22 protein-coding genes are annotated in these 15,927 nt (G+C 56.6%); 9 read left to right on the forward strand and 13 right to left on the reverse strand.

The window, feature by feature from the left end:
• The 4 genes from ACH2EH_RS07815 to ACH2EH_RS07830 form a co-directional block, all read right to left on the reverse strand.
• Positions 1-773: response regulator (locus ACH2EH_RS07815; RefSeq protein ID WP_395140512.1), on the reverse strand; the 773-nt coding region annotated here is incomplete at its 3' end.
• Positions 770-1,213: a response regulator gene (locus ACH2EH_RS07820; RefSeq protein ID WP_395140514.1), complete on the reverse strand. Its 444-nt coding sequence runs from the start codon at positions 1,211-1,213 to the stop codon at positions 770-772. The genes ACH2EH_RS07815 and ACH2EH_RS07820, both read right to left, overlap by 4 nt.
• Entirely contained in the window at positions 1,210-1,668 is a 459-nt protein-coding gene (locus tag ACH2EH_RS07825) for a response regulator (RefSeq protein WP_395140516.1), read from the reverse strand. The genes ACH2EH_RS07820 and ACH2EH_RS07825 overlap by 4 nt, the downstream gene beginning before the upstream one ends.
• Positions 1,665-3,104 (reverse strand): ATP-binding protein, encoded by a 1,440-nt coding sequence (locus ACH2EH_RS07830; protein ID WP_395140518.1) that lies wholly within the window; start codon positions 3,102-3,104, stop codon positions 1,665-1,667. Before ACH2EH_RS07830 ends, ACH2EH_RS07825 begins: the two co-directional genes overlap by 4 nt.
• 132 nt (positions 3,105-3,236) lie before the next feature.
• Here ACH2EH_RS07830 and ACH2EH_RS07835 point away from each other — a divergent pair, with 132 nt between their 5' ends.
• From ACH2EH_RS07835 to ACH2EH_RS07875, 9 genes are all read left to right on the forward strand, one after another.
• Positions 3,237-3,575 carry a hypothetical protein gene (locus ACH2EH_RS07835; RefSeq protein WP_395140520.1) on the forward strand — a complete coding sequence of 113 codons (339 nt, stop codon included), beginning with the start codon at positions 3,237-3,239 and terminating at the stop codon, positions 3,573-3,575.
• A 37-nt stretch (positions 3,576-3,612) separates the two neighbouring features.
• Positions 3,613-4,050: a hypothetical protein gene (locus ACH2EH_RS07840; RefSeq protein ID WP_395140522.1), complete on the forward strand. Its 438-nt coding sequence runs from the start codon at positions 3,613-3,615 to the stop codon at positions 4,048-4,050.
• 35 nt (positions 4,051-4,085) lie between these two features.
• Positions 4,086-4,499 carry a cupin domain-containing protein gene (locus tag ACH2EH_RS07845; protein WP_395140524.1) on the forward strand — a complete coding sequence of 138 codons (414 nt, stop codon included), beginning with the start codon at positions 4,086-4,088 and terminating at the stop codon, positions 4,497-4,499.
• 35 nt (positions 4,500-4,534) lie between these two features.
• Complete coding sequence (locus tag ACH2EH_RS07850) at positions 4,535-4,993, forward strand: hypothetical protein (RefSeq protein ID WP_395140526.1); 459 nt, start codon at positions 4,535-4,537, stop codon at positions 4,991-4,993.
• 25 nt (positions 4,994-5,018) lie between these two features.
• The gene (locus tag ACH2EH_RS07855) at positions 5,019-5,378 is read left to right on the forward strand and encodes a hypothetical protein (RefSeq protein WP_395140528.1); all 360 of its coding nucleotides are present in this window, start codon (positions 5,019-5,021) and stop codon (positions 5,376-5,378) included.
• Between the two features lie 23 nt (positions 5,379-5,401).
• Positions 5,402-5,560 (forward strand): lmo0937 family membrane protein, encoded by a 159-nt coding sequence (locus ACH2EH_RS07860; RefSeq protein ID WP_395140530.1) that lies wholly within the window; start codon positions 5,402-5,404, stop codon positions 5,558-5,560.
• Positions 5,557-5,853 carry a hypothetical protein gene (locus ACH2EH_RS07865; protein WP_395140532.1) on the forward strand — a complete coding sequence of 99 codons (297 nt, stop codon included), beginning with the start codon at positions 5,557-5,559 and terminating at the stop codon, positions 5,851-5,853. The genes ACH2EH_RS07860 and ACH2EH_RS07865 overlap by 4 nt, the downstream gene beginning before the upstream one ends.
• A 1-nt stretch (position 5,854) precedes the next feature.
• A complete protein-coding gene (locus ACH2EH_RS07870; protein ID WP_395140534.1) occupies positions 5,855-6,115 on the forward strand; it encodes a GlsB/YeaQ/YmgE family stress response membrane protein in 261 nt (86 codons plus the stop codon).
• A gap of 69 nt (positions 6,116-6,184) precedes the next feature.
• Positions 6,185-7,627: a hypothetical protein gene (locus ACH2EH_RS07875; protein WP_395140536.1), complete on the forward strand. Its 1,443-nt coding sequence runs from the start codon at positions 6,185-6,187 to the stop codon at positions 7,625-7,627.
• Here ACH2EH_RS07875 and ACH2EH_RS07880 read toward each other — a convergent pair.
• The 9 genes from ACH2EH_RS07880 to ACH2EH_RS07920 form a co-directional block, all read right to left on the reverse strand.
• A complete protein-coding gene (locus ACH2EH_RS07880) occupies positions 7,608-8,522 on the reverse strand; it encodes an aldo/keto reductase (protein WP_395140538.1) in 915 nt (304 codons plus the stop codon). The two genes, ACH2EH_RS07875 and ACH2EH_RS07880, sit on opposite strands and share 20 nt — an antisense overlap.
• On the reverse strand, positions 8,519-9,028 hold the full coding sequence (locus tag ACH2EH_RS07885) for a peptidylprolyl isomerase (protein ID WP_395140540.1): 510 nt from the start codon (positions 9,026-9,028) through the stop codon (positions 8,519-8,521). The genes ACH2EH_RS07880 and ACH2EH_RS07885 overlap by 4 nt, the downstream gene beginning before the upstream one ends.
• Before the next feature lie 9 nt (positions 9,029-9,037).
• Positions 9,038-10,084, reverse strand: coding sequence for a DUF3500 domain-containing protein (locus tag ACH2EH_RS07890; RefSeq protein WP_395140542.1), 1,047 nt, complete (start codon positions 10,082-10,084; stop codon positions 9,038-9,040).
• 36 nt (positions 10,085-10,120) lie between these two features.
• On the reverse strand, positions 10,121-11,680 hold the full coding sequence (locus ACH2EH_RS07895; RefSeq protein WP_395140544.1) for an NFACT family protein: 1,560 nt from the start codon (positions 11,678-11,680) through the stop codon (positions 10,121-10,123).
• Positions 11,677-12,075 carry an HNH endonuclease gene (locus ACH2EH_RS07900; protein WP_395140546.1) on the reverse strand — a complete coding sequence of 133 codons (399 nt, stop codon included), beginning with the start codon at positions 12,073-12,075 and terminating at the stop codon, positions 11,677-11,679. Before ACH2EH_RS07900 ends, ACH2EH_RS07895 begins: the two co-directional genes overlap by 4 nt.
• Entirely contained in the window at positions 12,072-12,308 is a 237-nt protein-coding gene (locus ACH2EH_RS07905) for a hypothetical protein (protein WP_395140548.1), read from the reverse strand. Before ACH2EH_RS07905 ends, ACH2EH_RS07900 begins: the two co-directional genes overlap by 4 nt.
• Positions 12,309-12,320: 12 nt before the next feature.
• Positions 12,321-14,099 carry a Fe-S protein assembly chaperone HscA gene (hscA, locus tag ACH2EH_RS07910; protein ID WP_395140550.1) on the reverse strand — a complete coding sequence of 593 codons (1,779 nt, stop codon included), beginning with the start codon at positions 14,097-14,099 and terminating at the stop codon, positions 12,321-12,323.
• Positions 14,100-14,165: 66 nt separating this feature from the next.
• Positions 14,166-15,176 (reverse strand): alpha/beta hydrolase, encoded by a 1,011-nt coding sequence (locus ACH2EH_RS07915; RefSeq protein ID WP_395140552.1) that lies wholly within the window; start codon positions 15,174-15,176, stop codon positions 14,166-14,168.
• A partial coding sequence (locus ACH2EH_RS07920) for a hypothetical protein (protein ID WP_395140554.1) occupies positions 15,173-15,927 on the reverse strand: 755 nt, incomplete at its 5' end. The genes ACH2EH_RS07915 and ACH2EH_RS07920, both read right to left, overlap by 4 nt.

Genomic DNA, 15,927 nt, shown 5'->3' on the forward strand with positions numbered 1-15,927 from the left:
GACAGAGAAGTGACCTGCTTGACCGTTAGCTCAACATCCTCTGCATCCAGGGTCAGTGTGCGTGGTGCGAGGACGCTTGCCATTGCGGGAATCAGACGCTCCAAGGCCAACCGTGCAGAGAGACGATCCAGAGATACTCCGGGGGTGTTTGTCTGATAGGAAAGCACATCGTGCAGTGTTGCCAGGCCACGGATATGGCTCGCGAGGCGCTCCAATGACTGGGGTGAGCCCGAAGTCTTGTCTGTACGCATTGCATCCACGAGGCCGTTGAGTATCTGTAGATTATTTTTGATGCGATGCTGGCTCTCCCATATAGCCCTCTGGAGCCTCTTGTTCAGATCCTCAATTTCCTGGTGACGTTCCAGCAGAGCTGCCTGGGCGGCGATCCGCTCCCGGCGCTCCTGGGCTTCCCGCAGCGCACGCTCGACAAGAGGCGGAAGACGCTCCAGGTGGTGCTTGAGGATGAAGTCCGTCATCCCGAGCTTGAGGCACTCGACGGCATTGTTCTCCCGAAGCGCACCAGACAGCAAGATAAACGGTATGACTGTATTATGCTCCTGCAAGAATTGAAACGCTTGGATACCATCAAAGTATCGCAGACGAAAATCAGAGATGACGAGATCGGGCAGCTTCTCGGTAAGTGCCTGGAGGTAGTCCGCTTGATTCGTGACTAAAGCAATGTTGTACCGAATCGCGGAGGCATCAAGACAAGCCAGAACAAGCTCCGCATCACTGGGATTGTCTTCTAAATGCAACAACTGGTAGGTTATCATACAACTATCCCAGAGTCCTGCGGCGGCTCGTTGATCTTTGTCCAGAAATTGCTGATGGACTGTAGTGCTAGCGCGTACTTGGCAAAATTAATCGGTTTAACGACGTAGGCATTCGCTCCCAGTGCATAGCTTGTTTTTAGATCTGAGTCTTCAGCGGAGCCGGTAAACATAATAATTGGGATATCTTTGAGAATGGGGTCGGCTTTCACGCGCCGCAGCACTTCTAAACCGTCCATTTTAGGCAGTTTAATATCAAGCATAATCAAGATCGGGTTCCCTGGCTCGCGATCCTGATGTACCCCAGATCTGTAGAGAAAATCAAGTGCGTGTTGACCATCTTTAGCAATAACAATTGCATCGGCATAGATCTCTTGAGAGAGTGTTTCCATAGCCAGCTCAATATCATTGAGATTATCTTCCACAAATAGGACTTTTTTCATTGTATTTCCACTCCTTCTCCTAAAACTAAAACAGAGGGAGCCTGATTGATCTGGGTCCAGAACCTACCGATCATCTTCAAGGCCGTGGCGTACTCACTAAAATCAACAGGCTTGACCACATAGGCATTCACTCCAAGTCCGTAGCTGGTGTGCAGATCAGACTCCTCGCCGGAGCCCGTGAACATCACCACGGGAATGTGCTTGAGCACGGGATCGGCTTTCACGCGCCGCAGCACTTCTAGGCCGTCCACACGAGGCAGCTTGAGGTCTAGCATGATTAAGATCGGGTTTCCCGGTTCGCGCGCTGTGTGCTGACCCGAGCGATAGAGAAAATCAAGCGCGTGCTGACCATCTTTGGCGACGATAATATTCTCAGCATAGGTCTCCGATGCGAGTGCCCCCAGAGCGAGCTCGATGTCATTGGGGTTGTCTTCGACGAGTAAAATTGATTTCATTGTGGTTTTTCCAAGCACGCGAGGGGCAGAGAGAAGTAGAACGTCGCACCGTGGCCCGGCTCGCTCTGCGCCCAGGTGCGGCCTCCGTGTCGGACGATAATTCGGCGCACGGTCACCAGCCCGATTCCCGTTCCCTCAAAATCCTCAGTCTCGTGCAGGCGCTGAAAGACCCCAAAGAGCTTCTCAGCGTGCGACATGTCAAAGCCGACCCCATTATCTCGGACATAAAACTCCAGCTCGGTGTCGGTCTTGCGGTAGCCGACAGCAACTTGAGAGATTTCTTGTTTGCTGGAGTACTTCACCGCATTGTCGAGGAGGTTTCGCCAGACCTGATTGGCAAGCACCGGGTCTCCCCAAACATTGGGCAGCGGCATGACCGCCCAGTGGATTTTGTGCGAGGGATGCTCGTCGTTGAGCTCCCCACAGATGCGATCCACAATCTCTTGCATCGGAATCAGGCTATGGCGCAGCTCGGCGCGGCTCATGCGCGAGAACGTCAGCAGATCATCAATGAGCCGCCCTGCACGCAAGCCTGCCTCTTTAATCAGATTGAGATACCGCTGCCCTGATTCGTCTAATAGCCCCGCGGACTTCTGTTCCAGCAGATCGGCGAAACCGACCATGTGGCGCAGGGGAGCCCGCAGGTCATGCGAGACGGTGTAGGAGAACGCCTCCAGCTCGTTGTTAGCCATCTGAAGGTGCTCGTTAACCTGCTGAAGACTCGCCGTTCGGTCCCCGACGCGCACCTCAAGCTCCGTGTTGGCCAGGCGCATCACCGTCTCGCCCCGGAACCTCTCGCGCAGCATGAGATAGGCAAGAATAAACGTCGCCACGAGAGCCGCACACGCAATACCCGCCGCTCCGAAGATCGTGAGGCGGGTCTGACGCTCAAAGGATTTTGCCTCGATGTGGCGTATCAGCGAGAGGCGACTCTCTTCTCGCTCCATGTCACTGAGGCAGGAAAGAAGCGCCGTGGTGTAGTTTTTCGAGGAGAGCGCCCGCATCGTGAAAGCCCGCGACTTATCCGCCTTCCAGAGCTCGCCCAGCTTCTGCTTATGACTCACGGCCTCCGCCACCACCCGAACCTCATCCTCGACGATCACGCGCAGCTTTTTGATGTTTCCCAGTTGCAGCGCATTATCTTTCACCAGCGTACTGAGGTTATCAATGTCGGCTTTCATCGCCTTCTGGGCAACTTCCATGGTCTGGATATTTGAGACATCATCTAGTAGTACATATCCTCGGCCAGCGGAGATAGATTTCTCAAACTGAATCTGCGTGTCGCGCAGCTTCACACGCACTTCCCAGCTATGAGCAATCAGTTCCTGCGCCTCGGTCAAACCCTGCGTCGAGCGGTTAGCCAAATAGGCATCCCCGATGAGTAGGGCAAAAAAAAGGCTGAAAACGATTCCCATACGCCAGCCATAGTATTTCATTTGTATTTGCATCTTATCTCTGTGCTTGCATCTTATCTCAATCTCTTAGGTAAAAAAGGGGAACCTGGTTCCTTATGCTGCATATGACTTCTATTGAAGAACTAAGAAACGCTAAAAAAAGGATTTAAGAAGATGAACCGATTTCCCACACTCGCTCTAGCCATTGCCAGCCTGATGTTAGCAACAACAGGTATGAGTTTTGCGCAGACAAAAAGTCAAAAAGATAAAAATGACATGCGAAACCTTGGGATAGGCTTGGGCGCTCTTGCAATCCATAAAACGCTCAAAGGTGATCCGAAGACGGGTCTCGCCCTAGGAGCAGGAGCAGCCTATGCTGCGAAGAAGTATGACGATCAGCGAAAGTCACAGAAAACATCGCGCAGTTATCGTTATAGCCAGGGTAAAAAAATTGGCTATTGGGTGATGCGCGGGCAAAAGCGTCTTTACTATGTTCGCTATCACAATAGATAACTATTTAGCAAGAACAAGAACGTTAGAGGAAATTAAAATGAAACAAAAAAACGTGCTGGTAGCCGGATTGCTCTTACTTTTAGTAGGAACCGCACATGCCGAGATGTCCATCGGGCTGGGGGGCGAGACGCTTTTCGTGCTGAAAGCAGATCGTGACCTCGATAAAACAGATCAGGAGCGCTCCGATGATGTCTATGACCGTCTTCGCAACATCCTCAATAATCCGCGTCTGAAAGCCTCGGATATCCAGGTCAAAGCGCTGGGTGACTACGGTTATAAAATTGTCGCAAATGGTCACCTGATTGTTCCTATTGGAGTACAGGAGGCCAAGGCACATGACTCGACACCACTGGCGCTCGCGGAGCAATGGGCAGTGCACCTTCGAAAGGTCATGCCAAAGCTACGCGCTCGGCCCGATCTCTTCCGACAGAAAAATAAATATGTCAATAAAACCAATAAAAACTTGAAACGCTAAAAAGAAGAAAATCAATGCACAAGAACATGCGGGATATGGAGCAATACAGCGATGATAAATTCGTTGTCAAGTGCGTCTACAAAGGAGAGCAAAGTGAGGCGATCCTGCTCTTTCTTAAACCCGGTCAAGAGATGCCTTCGCACGCACATAAGCGCTTTGAAGTCGTTCTCGTGCCACAAAAAGGCTGTGGAACCATGACAGTTAATGGGAATAAAGAGGTGAATCTTGTGGAAGAGACACTTTACTACGAACCTTCTGGGTGTACTTTCCAAATTAAAAACACAGGAGATGAGCCTCTTCAAGTACTGATTACACTGATCCGTGTTGAGCAAAGTGATCCCATTGTACCTACTGAGCTAATAGAGGGTGGTGAGCATCTTTATCCCACAAATCTCCCTCCCATTTCTAGTATTAACTTAGAGTACCAACAGGCATTAAATATTTACTGAGACGTGATCCCAGAAAAAAAGACGAGAAAAAAAGAATGAATAAAATAAATTTCCGAACACAAAAAGCCCTTTTTGGCATGAGTGCCGTTTTTTTAGGAGCAATAGTGGCTACCCCTCAGGCACAAGCCCAGCTCGAAGATATTTTGAAGGGTGCCGGGATTGTCTTTGTTGTGGATCGCTTCGGGGGAGAGATCAATAAGGCGGTCAATAAGCTGACAGGCGATCCGAGCGGCGAGGCAGGCAACAAGACGAAAGTCGTTCCGATTCTCTCCGTGGGACAAGGAATCAATGCGGGTGCAGCGCAGGTATCGGGGCCACGACGTGCTGTAGATAGTGTCCGGGCAGTCGCTCAGCTTGAGGGGAACGTGCGCCTTGGTGCATCCCTGCGGATTAAGGGGCTTATCCCCATCTCCACTCGCGATGTGAAAAATAGCTCCAAGCTAGCACGTGTCTATGGTGTGGGAATCACAGGCCTGATCGACACTAAACTTTAGAAATGAGAGTGAAAGGAGAACAGAGATGAGTATCAGACTGGTGCAAATTATCAACCAAACAAAATCCGAGGGGGCGTTCACAAATCTGGAGACATCTGCGGATGATGTCATCATTAACGCCAATGGATCTACCAATACGCCAGGACAACAAGGAGAGGGTTGCAACATACCCGACTGTGGTGCAGGAAAGTGGTGGGACAGTCATCGAATGACGCTCACGCTAGAGAAGGCCACTCTCAGCCTATGGAAAGAAGGCCGCACGGTTTATTACCGCTCAGATCAAACGGTCTATCCAGGTTGTGGTAATTTTCTTTGGCAAGACAATGGATTGTCTGTCACTCTTAATATTTCTCCTGAATGTCTCCCTGTAATGACAAATCCGTAACTAAAACTTAAGGAAAACATACCATGAATAATTTACTTTGGACAGTAATCACCGTACTCTTTGCATTCTGGCTATTTGGTCAGGTTATGAGTTTCGGAGGGCCACTTATTCACCTCGTCCTCGTGATTGCGGTGATCCTGATGATCTTCAACCTACTAACCAAGGGCAAGGCAACCCTATGAAGCTGCCGTTGGCTATTTTAGCTTTCGCACTGACAGCGATTACGGGCTGCACGACAGTGGAGCCCTCTGATCCGCCCGCTCCAACTCACACCACTGTCGTCGTGCCGGGCCCACCGGCACCCTCTCGGGTCATCGTCGTGCCTGGTGCTCCCGGTGCCCCTGGGAGGCCGGGCGCACCGGGGGCACCCGGCTCACCCGGTCAACCTGGACAGCCCGGTCAACCTGGACAGCCTGGACAAACGGGTGAGCCCGGTGCGCCTGAAAAACCCGGCTCGACCGGGGGAGGGCAATAGAGTGGAATATCTCATTTTTTGGATCATCGTGGGGATCGTGGCGGGTGTCCTCGCCAAAATGGTGGTTCCCGGTGAAGGCCCTGGCGGCATTCTGGGCGATCTGCTCGTGGGGATCCTCGGTGCTTTCCTGGGGGGCTGGTTGTTTAAGACCTTACTCGGCCATAGCTACAGCGGATGGGGCGGGAGCACCGCCGTCGCCTTTGTGGGAGCCGTTGTTTTGTTGATCATCCTACGAGCGGTCTCTCGTGGGCGAAGAACATGAGGGCAAAGTAGTGCCTGGTAGATTTGCTAGCTGGTGGATCTACAAGTAAGGCCGGTAAAATGACGGTGTATGCCACAGATCTCTAGGGTTGCCGCCGCTGCGCTCTCCCCGATTCTTCCCGATGTCCTCTTCCAGCAGGGGGAGTTCACTCGGGCGCGGGCGGGCTATCGGGCACGACGGCTCTACGAAGGCGAACTCAGATCGCTGCTGCGGCTGGATCGCTGGCAGGAAGCGATTGTAGCGGGGGAGAGTGCACCCGCGTCTACCCCCGAGCGGGAAGGGCTTCTGGCCCTGGCGTACCTGCGTGCAGGGCAACCACAGCGGGCACGCGAGAGTGCGGAGTGGGCCGGGCGGTGCGATCCTCAGGCATACTGGCCACTGGTCGCACGGGGTGCCCTTGCCCTTCGCTGGGACGCGGACGCTGTCGCCGCCGGAGGCTATCTACGACAGGCGACTGCACTGCGCCCTGAGCGCGCGGAAGGCTGGCTGGCTCTGCTCTCCGCAACGCTTGATTCCCAGGAGGCTGCCCGTTCTGCCGCAACCCTCGCCCGACTGGCACCCCGTGGCTATCCCTTTGATTTCTGGAGCAAGCCGCTTCGTGAGAGTGCCTTAAATGCCCTGCGCTTCACCGATGCTTTTCCCGGTGGGCAGGTTTTCTGTCCGGTCGGTGAGTCCTTACCCGTGCAGACACTGCGCCTCAAGCGTGATTCTCGGGGAATGCTCTACTTCGATGCCGAAGTGGATGGGCACCGCATGCGGCTGCTCTACGATACGGGAGGCGGGCGGCACTTTTTGCTAACCTCTGCCGCAGTGGCAAGGCTACGCCCTCTGTTTGTTGCGAGCACAGTGGTGACGGGGCTCCAGGGGCAAAGTGGGGGAGGCCTTCACCGCGCGGAGCGGCTGCGCTTGGATACCCTGGAGCTACGTTCCTTGCCGGTGGAATCTGCTCCCGCAAACCTAGGGGGCTTCGACGGGCTCGTGGGCTGGCGAGTTTTTGGAGAGCGGATACAGCGGCTGGATCTGCGTCAAAACACGCTCACACTGCTGGAGCGGCCTTCTGTGCAGGAAAGTGGGGCGCTGCAACTGCCGCTTCATCTCATCCTGGATCAGCCTGTGATTGGGGTGCGGTGCCGTCGGCGCGATCAGATGACAGAAGTGCCACTCTGGGCGATCCTGGATACGGGAGCAACGGAGGACTTTTTCTCGCTCCGAGCAGGAGCACAGCTAACGCCTCACTTCCGTCGTGGTACGCTCCAAGCTTCTATCGGGATTGGCCAGTCTCATAAGCGCATCGAGACACGCTCACTGGCGGTTGGGTTTGACCTACTCTCCCAGGCAAGTCAGCCACTCACGAGCTACACGGAGGCCACTGCCGCGTCGTTTCTGGACACGGTGCACAACCCGGCGAGCGGCTTTGAGCACGGGCTTCTGCTTGGAATGGACTTTATCAGCCGTTTCAGGGTAATCGAACTTGATCCCGTCGGGCGACAGATTAGACTTGTCCCTCAGTGAGATTGAGTGCCTTCAGGTCCTCCCAAAAACCATCGCTGATCGGCTCTTGCAGCGCATCCAGATTCTCTCTAAGCTCCGCCTTGTTTTTTGCCCCCGTGAGCGTGCAATGAATCAGCGGCTGGCGCAGGCAGCTCTGCAGAACCACGGCCTTCTGGTTGAGTTTCTTCCTCTGGCACCAGTCGTAGAAAATTGTTGCGGCCTTTGCATCGCGCTCAATCAGGTGCGGCGTGTGGAGCGTGCGCGGATCAACACCGGTGAGCAGGCCGTGGCCCATGGGGGAGCCATTGAGCACGCCAATATGATGCTCAGCGGCAGTCTCTAAAAGCCCTTCGGTCAGCGCGGTGGTGCGGGTGACATGGTAGTCGTTGTAGGTGAGGATCACATCGAAGCGCCCGCTCTTGATGGCTTGCTTGTGAAAGTGATGGTGCCGCTGGCCCAGCCCGATATTTTTGACCACGCCCTGCTCGCGAAGCCACTCCAGAGCTTCGAGCGCTCCGCGCTTGGCAAAGACGGGCTCGATCTTCTCTGGGTCGTGTACGAGCAGAATGTCAAAGTAGTCCACGCCCAGTAGCTTGAGCGAGTTCTCGACGGTGTGCAGCGTCCCGTCCCAGGAGTAGTCTTGCTTATAGTCCGGGTGCGTTCCTGTCTTGGTGGAGAGAAAGTAACTCGTGCGGTCCACGCCACGCAGCGCGATCCCTAGTCGGCGCTCGCTCTGACCGTAGAGAGGCGACGTGTCAATAAAGTTAATCCCACGGTTCAGCGCCAGCTCGACAGTGTCTACGGTATCTCGATCCGCCACCGTGTTTTGGTAGATACCCCCAATACCCGCGCCACCCAGCCCGATTGCCGATACCTCCAAACCCGTGCGGCCCAGTGGACGCTTCTCCAAACTCACTTTTTCACCACTTTCTGAATCGCAATCTTTGGGGTGAGACTCTGCTCTTTGGCGGGGCTCTTGTGGATTTTCTTCACAACATCCATTCCACGAATCACTTTGCCAAATGCGGCGAATCCTTGACCGTCAGGGTTGCGCTTGCCACCAAAGTCTAGCTCTGGTTGATCTCCCACGCATATAAAGATCGCCTCGGTCGCTGAGTTTGGGGTGTCGCGCGCCATGGAGAGTACGCCGTTTTTGTGCTTGATGCCGGTCTTGCTCGTGCGCTCAAGGGCAATTGGTGGGAAGGCCTTGAAGCCGTCCCGCGCACCGCCCTGGATGACATTGATCTTGATGGTTTTATCCCGCTGGTTATCCGGCTCCGTAGTGACAGTACGGTAGAATGTCCCTCCGTCGTAGGCCTTCGCCGCGACATACCGCAGGAAGTTCTTCACCGTGGTCGGGGCGTGTTTTTCGTCGAGCAACACCTCGATCTCCCCCAGCTCTGTGACAAAAACTGCCTTCATCTTAGCTCTTTAGTGTTTTTCGCTCGCGAGGTGCTCGGCGATCAGATCCTCGCCAAAGTCGCCGTCGAAGTCCCGCCAGACACTATGGATATGATTGGCGTTGTTCTGGGTGTTGTCGTACTCCACTAAGAAAGTCGGGCCTTGAATGCGGTAGTAGTGACGCTTGCCAATTTCCGTCTCGCCCGCCCAGGCAAAGAGAATCCCGTCTTTTCCGGCTTTCTTAAGTTTTGCTGTGCGAGCGCTTGCCAGATCCGATGCCATATTGCCCGTATGCACTCCGATCAGCGCATCGAGTCGCTTCTTCTGCTCTTTCGTCAGCTCTTTGTACGCAATCCCCTTGGCTTCCAGCGCCGCGACTTTCTTCTTATCGCCCGTGAAGATATCATTGGGAGCCGCTACGTCGTAGATCGCGATTTTCTGCTGCTCGGGGGTGAGCGCTGTCAGAAGCGCCCGCGCCGCCTCTTCTTCGTCTTTAAGAGCACGAGTGCCCTTCATTCCCCCGTCATCCACGCGAATCTCTGCCGGGTTGGTGCCGTAGAAATTCGGGCTCGCCGCCACTTTCCCACCCACCAGCGTGACATTAAGCGCGAAGTGATGCCCCTCAAAGCGCCACCCCCAGGGCTTGCTCGCCGCGAAGGGGGGCGTCCCAAAGAACGAGACAAAGTAGCGCTCGGTATCGCGCACCGGGCCGGTGCCCTTCTCAATAGCCTTCAGGACGTTTTCCATTGCCATGATCGTCGTGGCTTTTGTGTAGCCCTTCTGCGAGAGCCCGGTTTTTAGCAGTGCCAGCGCCGCCGCTTTCTGCTGGGCGTCCATTTCTTTGAGCTGCACGCCCTTGCGGTCATCGCGTGGGACAAAGTGCCAGTTGGTGCGCTCAGCATCAGTAAAGGCAAAGAGCGCCTTGGCTTTCTGCTCGGTCGTGAGCAACGAGAGAAGTCCATTGGCGGACTTCACCATGTTCTGAGTGGCCTTTACCTGGATCTTAGACTGTGCCTCAGTCAGTGTGAAGACCAGCGCAATCGCAGGCAAGATCAAGAGAGGGAGATACGATTTCATGCGGGCATTGTACCTGCATTTCCCTGTTTGCGGGGGCTAGGGCGACGGTTCCACATCCATCGTTTTTGCGACGGTGTAGACTGCCTGGCCAGGCTTGGCACCGCGCGGCTTTCGAACGTAGCGGCGCTCGGTGTAGTCTACAGGAACCAGGCCCGCGTGTTTCTCGCCCGAGCGCGCGGCAACTAAACCTGCGGCTTTTCGCAAGATACTGTCGGGGACACGCTCCGGGTGGGCGTTGGTACGCAGCACACCGTGCGCTCCGGCGACCCCTCGGATATGAAACCAGAGGTCTTTGGGCGCGGCGACACGAGTCAGTAAGTAATCGTTGCTGGTGGCATTCTCTCCGATGTAGAGCGTCCATTCGCCATCGAGCGTGAGGGTGCGGATCTTGTGGCCCTCGAATTTCTTTCCCCCCTGACCCGCGTTTTTGCCTCCCCCGGCTCGCTCTCCTCCCCCGGCGGCTTTAGCGCCGCCACCCCCTCCGGCAATCGCTCGTTCCTCGCTGCGAAGGGGGGGATTTAGCTGGAGCGCTGCGCGTTCCACTTCTAGCTCCGCTTTGCGCTTTGTCGCGTACTCGGCGGCATCGCGTGCCTTGCGGGCGCGATTAAACCAGGCTTCGGCGTTCTCGTGCGGCGTTTTCTTGGGATCGAGCGCGATGGTGCGAGGTGCATTATCGTTGTAGAAGTCCGTCACCTCGGCGCTCTCCACCCCTTTGGTGATTTGGCTGAGATGCGCCAGAAGCAAGTTCCCGCACTCTTCGTGTTTGTCTGCATTGGCGGCTTCGGCAAATGTACGCTCTAGCTCGGCGAGCTGTTTCTCGACACGGGTGAGCGCTTGCTGGCGTGCTCTTTCCGCCGTTGCTTCGGCGCTGTCTTCGGCCTTTTCGCTGAGCTTGGTCGCCCAGAACGTGTCTAGCGCGACCGAGATGCTCTCGCGCGGAAAGCCCGTCACGCTCTTGGTCTCAAAGGCCCAGACGCCTACTGTGTGACCTTCGGCATCTTGAATCGAGTGCGGTGCAAACTGCTCAAGCTTCGTGCGCTGGAGAAGCTCTCCTTCGGGCCGCAGTGCTGCCTCCGTCTCGGCAAACTTGGAGAGAAACGGGGCGTCGGTGGAGATTCCCGGCGGCGATTTGTAGGCCGCGCCATGATGCATCTCGCGCTCGCCGCCGTGGCGCAGCACCCCTCGCACGACGCCTGCGCCGCTGGTGAGGATCACATTGGAGTTACGGCCCATCAGCTCGCAGATCAGGGTCACGCGCTCGCCCTCGACCGTGCGGCAGACGAGGTGCAGAATTCTGTCCGGATAGGGCATCTCTATGGATTCGATCCACGCACCCTCTAAGTACTTCCGTGCGATCTGGCAAAACCCCGGCGGCTGCGTCGGGTTGTCGCGCTTGATCTGCGTAAAGTGCACCCGCGCCGCGTGGGGATCCACGCAGAGTAGCAAGCGCCGCCCGCCCGCCACTTTGGAGAACGTGCTCAAAATAAGCTCATTGGCCGACGGCTGCTGCACTTTCTGAATCCGCCCCCCGACCAGCGCAGCCCGAAGCTCCGCAGCGACGCCAGCGAGGACGAAGAAATCAAAGGGGATGGTCATAGTAACCGACGCTCTGCGACACGCTCTGGCTGATTGAACCCAAAAATCTCCGCCGTTACTCTGCCAATATCCGTAATGCCTTCTATGACGAAATCATTATTGAGGCTAAAGTGGTCTTCCCAGAGGTCACGCCTTGGGTGGAAGAAGCGAATAATTTCGGGGGTATCGGGTGAGAGGACGGAGGCAATGTCGCTTCCCTTGTTCTGATTGCAGAAACCACAGGCATAAGCCAGATTGGCTTCATCGGTTCGCCCTCGGTGCTTTTCTGCAATAATGTGGTCTATGTGGCAGCCAAAAGCAGTGTCATCTTCATGGATTCCGCAGTACTCACAACGATACCTCGCCCGCTCCACTACGAGGCGACGGAGTGCGGCTGGAATGTGGGTATGGCTCATGCCGGTTGGGGATACTTCTGTCGTGCTTGTGCTTTTGCCATTCGTATGAGATGCTCTAGGCGGTTGTAGTGCTCTAGCTCGATCTGTTCGGCGATAGTGAGAGTCGCGTCTTTTTTGCGCTGAACCAGCTCCCAGAAACGCTCCTTGGCTTCGTCGGAAGGCCGGTAGTCCTGCATCTGCGGAGCCGTCGCGAGCAGATCAATAATCTCGTCGTCTGCACGTGTTGTGGTCATGCTGGCATTATATCAAAGCCCATCGTTTTTCTTGCGCTCCTCCAGATACTCGCTGGCCTCGGCGAGGGTTTTCCCGGCGATGAGGCTCTTGGCAATGCTACTCATGGCGCTGGCGGCGAGGTTCTCCCCGATCTTGTCGAGGGCTTCGATCTTCTCGCGGATGAGGTTGTGGTCGGAAGCGCTTTCTTGGGCAACGATCAGCTCGGCCAGCGCTGCCTCGATAGAGGGTTTGTCATCGCCGTCGTAGCGGGTGAGGAGTTTTTGCGCCCCTAGAATGGCAGCCTGGGCCTCGGTGCGCATATCGGCGAGCATCCGGGCGGCGAAGTCCTCGTCGGCGTGGAGAAACGAGTCGCGGACGCGCTGCTTGATCTGCGATTGATCGAGGCCGTAGCTGGGCTTGATGCGCACCTCAGTGGCCACACCCGAGCGCAGCTCTTTCGCGCTCACTTGCAGAATCCCGTTGGCATCGAGCAGAAAATGAACTTCGATTTTAGGGACACCAGCGGGCAGGGGGGGGATTCCCGAAAGCTCAATGCGTGCCAGCGAGCGGTTGTCGGCGGCTAGCTCGCGCTCGCCCTGAACCACGTGGAGCAGCACTTTGGTCTGGCCGTCCACGCTGGTGGTGAACTCCTCTTTGGCGGTGCTGGGGATTTTTGAGTTCCGAAAAATAAGCTTCTCGACCGCGCCGCCCATCGTCTCGATCCCGAGTGAGAGTGGGGTCACATCTAGCAAGAGCAAGTCATCGCGGTTTCCCGAGAGAATATCAGCCTGGAGTGCGGCACCGAGTGCGACCACTTCATCGGGGTTCAGGTGCGTGTGCGGCGCAAGGCCAAAGAGCTTCCCGACGGCATCGCGCACGGCGGGGACACGCGTGGAACCACCCACCAGCACCACTTCGGCGATCTCGCGGGTCTGTAGGCCGGAATCGGTGAGGCACTGGCGGCAAGCGGCGAGAGTTCGCTCTATCAGGGGCGCGATAGCCTCCTCAAAATCCTCGCGGGTGAGTGCGATCCCGAAGAGATCAGTAACCGTTTTCTCGCTCAGCTCGCGCTTGGCCTTCTCGGCAGCAAGGCGAATGGTCGCGGGTTCGGTATGTGGGAGCACGGCGCGTGCGCGGAGCCAAGCCACCAGCGCATCGTCGAAGTCGTCGCCGCCCAGGCGCGTGTCGCCGCCGGTGGCGAGCACCTCAAAGAGGCCGTCTTCCAGGCGCAGAATTGAAATGTCGAACGTGCCGCCGCCCAGATCAAAAACGGCAATGGTGGCCGTTTTCGTGTTCTGTAGCCCGTAGGCCAGGCTCGCCGCCGTGGGCTCGTTGACAATACGGATGACATCGAGGCCCGCCAGCTCGCCCGCGTCTTTGGTGGCTTGGCGCTGGGAGTCGTTGAAGTAGGCCGGAACCGTGATCACGGCTTTGGACACCGGCTCGCCCAGCGCTTTCTCGGCAGTTTGCTTCAGTGTCCGTAGCACCCATGCCCCGACCTCGGGGGCACTGAGCAGTCGCTCCCCGAGCGCGATCTGGCAGTTGCCGGTGAGCAGGTAGGGAAGGCTCCCACGGAGCGTCTCGGCGTCCCCGTGGCCCTTACCCATCAGCCGCTTGGCCGAGTAGATCGTGCGGGTCGGGTGCGACGTCAGATACGCAAGTGCTCCCGTGCCCACGAGCGGCGTGGTGCCGTCCTCGGGGAAGTACACCACGGAGGGAAGCAGTCCCCCCAGAACCTGCGGGACACCCGCCGTTACCACCGCGACCAGCGAGTTGGTTGTGCCCAGATCAATGCCAAGAATTGTAGCCATTCCGGGAGAGTGTACCCGCTGGCGGAGAAATGGTTCCCGTTGTCACTTTCTCCGCAGTATATGTGCCTACCGCCCCCGGTCTTTGTAGCCCTTCCAGGCAAACTCTAGCGCCTGGGCAAGGGTCTGGCGGGTCACACGCCCGTCGCAGTGGCCGGACTCTTTGGAGAAGACAAACTGGTAGGGGTACTTCTTCGCCTTCAGGATCTTTGCCATGCGATCGTTGGCCATCACCCAGTTGTGGAGCGTCTCCTCAGGGTCCTTGGCACGGTTGTCGTTCTCACTGACATGCATCCAGATACGGAGCGGCTTGCGCTTCGACTGGGGCAGAATACTTGCATGGTACTCCCAGGCACCGCGTGGTGACTCCGGGTTCTTTGGCGACTGCTGGTCAACATAGGTTCCCGAGTAGCTAATCACACGGTGGTAGAGATCGGGGCGAAACCAGGCCATCGAGAACGCCGCCGCCGCACCCGAGCTACAGCCCATGGTCGCGCGGGCATCTGGGTCTTTCGAGAAAATGACACCGTAATCTTTACTGACGCGCGGGAGCACGGCGGTCTCGATATACTCCGCGTACTTGCCGGAGACCGTGTCGTACTCCAGACCGCGCTCGCTGCCTTGCGCATCGCCGCCACCGGAGCTGATCATCACCGCGACAATCGGAGGCAGCCGCTTGGCGGCAATCATGTTGTCGAGGATGTTGGGGAGCTCACCGCGCCCCATGGCATCGTGGGTGACGAGCAGTGGTGCGGGCTTACCGGGCACGTACTGGCTAGGAACGTAGACCCACACGCGCCGCTCGTAGGGCACGAGCTCACCGGGCTTATTCTTCGCGATCCCCGGAAAGAGCGGGCTGTCCGTGGACTTCATGACAAAGTCGTAGACCTTGCCCTTGGGCACGCTATCCTGCGCCGTCAGCTCTGGTGCGTTGGTGTACATCGGCGCGATCACGTAGTTGCCGTCGCCCCTGTTGTAGCCGTAGGGCTTGAACTTGGTGATGTCAATGACGGAGGGCGCTGCGGCCTGCTGACCCAGCAGGCCCAGCGCGAGTAGGCTTCCGATTAGTGCGTTGTTCATTTGAGTGGACGGCCTTTGATTGGTTTACCATTCGTATCAAGAATCTGAAAGTGGTGAATCCCAGGTTTGGTGGGATCACGGTGCTCCCAGACAATTTTCTTATCGCGGGTGATCTCAACGAGCTTCACTTCGTTGCCCTGAGCGTGATGGGCAGTAATCACCGTGTTGCCATTGGGCAGGCGCTGGACACCGCAGCAATCGTTAAAAGGGCCGCCGGGCAGCTCGGAGTCATGGACGGACCAGATCACTTTCCCCGCCTTATCAAACTCCACCGTCAGATCACCGAGTGTGCAGCCGGTGAGCGTGTTGCCGTTATCGAGACGAATAGCCGTAAACGCCCAGTTATTGATAGGCTTTTCCCAGTCTGGTGTCTTGGCCTCCCAGACGACCTTACCCTGCGGCGTGTACTCGCGCACCATCTTGTCTAAGAGCTGCGGCACGAGATAGTTGCCATTTTTCAGCTTGCGGGTCATGCGGGTCTGAAGGTGGTGGTCTTTGGTCTGCGCTTGGATCGGAACTTCCACTTTGATCTCGCCGGACTTTTTCTCTATCTCCAAGATACGCGGATTATTCCCTGCCTCCGTGCAGAGTAAGCGCCCCTTGCCGATTTCCTGCACCGTGTTGATTTCAGACTGGGTGCCTTTCCAGTCAAAGAGCACCGTGCCCTTTTTGTCTACCTCAGCGATCCCGCCGCCGGGGTACTTGGCGCTTCGATTCAGCGCGAGAATCACATTGCCGTTACCTAGTACCC

Source organism: Armatimonas sp., from assembly GCF_043760365.1.
GTDB lineage: Bacteria > Armatimonadota > Armatimonadia > Armatimonadales > Armatimonadaceae > Armatimonas.

Coding starts and splice junctions, on each gene's coding strand:
- hscA (WP_395140550.1), bottom strand. CDS start 14,099: ATGGCTACAATTCTTGGCATTGATCTGGGCACAACCAACTCGCTGGTC.
- ACH2EH_RS07845 (WP_395140524.1), top strand. CDS start 4,086: ATGGAGCAATACAGCGATGATAAATTCGTTGTCAAGTGCGTCTACAAA.
- ACH2EH_RS07875 (WP_395140536.1), top strand. CDS start 6,185: ATGCCACAGATCTCTAGGGTTGCCGCCGCTGCGCTCTCCCCGATTCTT.
- ACH2EH_RS07820 (WP_395140514.1), bottom strand. CDS start 1,213: ATGAAAAAAGTCCTATTTGTGGAAGATAATCTCAATGATATTGAGCTG.
- ACH2EH_RS07890 (WP_395140542.1), bottom strand. CDS start 10,084: ATGAAATCGTATCTCCCTCTCTTGATCTTGCCTGCGATTGCGCTGGTC.
- ACH2EH_RS07840 (WP_395140522.1), top strand. CDS start 3,613: ATGAAACAAAAAAACGTGCTGGTAGCCGGATTGCTCTTACTTTTAGTA.
- ACH2EH_RS07915 (WP_395140552.1), bottom strand. CDS start 15,176: ATGAACAACGCACTAATCGGAAGCCTACTCGCGCTGGGCCTGCTGGGT.
- ACH2EH_RS07830 (WP_395140518.1), bottom strand. CDS start 3,104: ATGAAATACTATGGCTGGCGTATGGGAATCGTTTTCAGCCTTTTTTTT.
- ACH2EH_RS07895 (WP_395140544.1), bottom strand. CDS start 11,680: ATGACCATCCCCTTTGATTTCTTCGTCCTCGCTGGCGTCGCTGCGGAG.
- ACH2EH_RS07825 (WP_395140516.1), bottom strand. CDS start 1,668: ATGAAATCAATTTTACTCGTCGAAGACAACCCCAATGACATCGAGCTC.
- ACH2EH_RS07905 (WP_395140548.1), bottom strand. CDS start 12,308: ATGACCACAACACGTGCAGACGACGAGATTATTGATCTGCTCGCGACG.
- ACH2EH_RS07860 (WP_395140530.1), top strand. CDS start 5,402: ATGAATAATTTACTTTGGACAGTAATCACCGTACTCTTTGCATTCTGG.
- ACH2EH_RS07835 (WP_395140520.1), top strand. CDS start 3,237: ATGAACCGATTTCCCACACTCGCTCTAGCCATTGCCAGCCTGATGTTA.
- ACH2EH_RS07885 (WP_395140540.1), bottom strand. CDS start 9,028: ATGAAGGCAGTTTTTGTCACAGAGCTGGGGGAGATCGAGGTGTTGCTC.
- ACH2EH_RS07855 (WP_395140528.1), top strand. CDS start 5,019: ATGAGTATCAGACTGGTGCAAATTATCAACCAAACAAAATCCGAGGGG.
- ACH2EH_RS07865 (WP_395140532.1), top strand. CDS start 5,557: ATGAAGCTGCCGTTGGCTATTTTAGCTTTCGCACTGACAGCGATTACG.
- ACH2EH_RS07850 (WP_395140526.1), top strand. CDS start 4,535: ATGAATAAAATAAATTTCCGAACACAAAAAGCCCTTTTTGGCATGAGT.
- ACH2EH_RS07900 (WP_395140546.1), bottom strand. CDS start 12,075: ATGAGCCATACCCACATTCCAGCCGCACTCCGTCGCCTCGTAGTGGAG.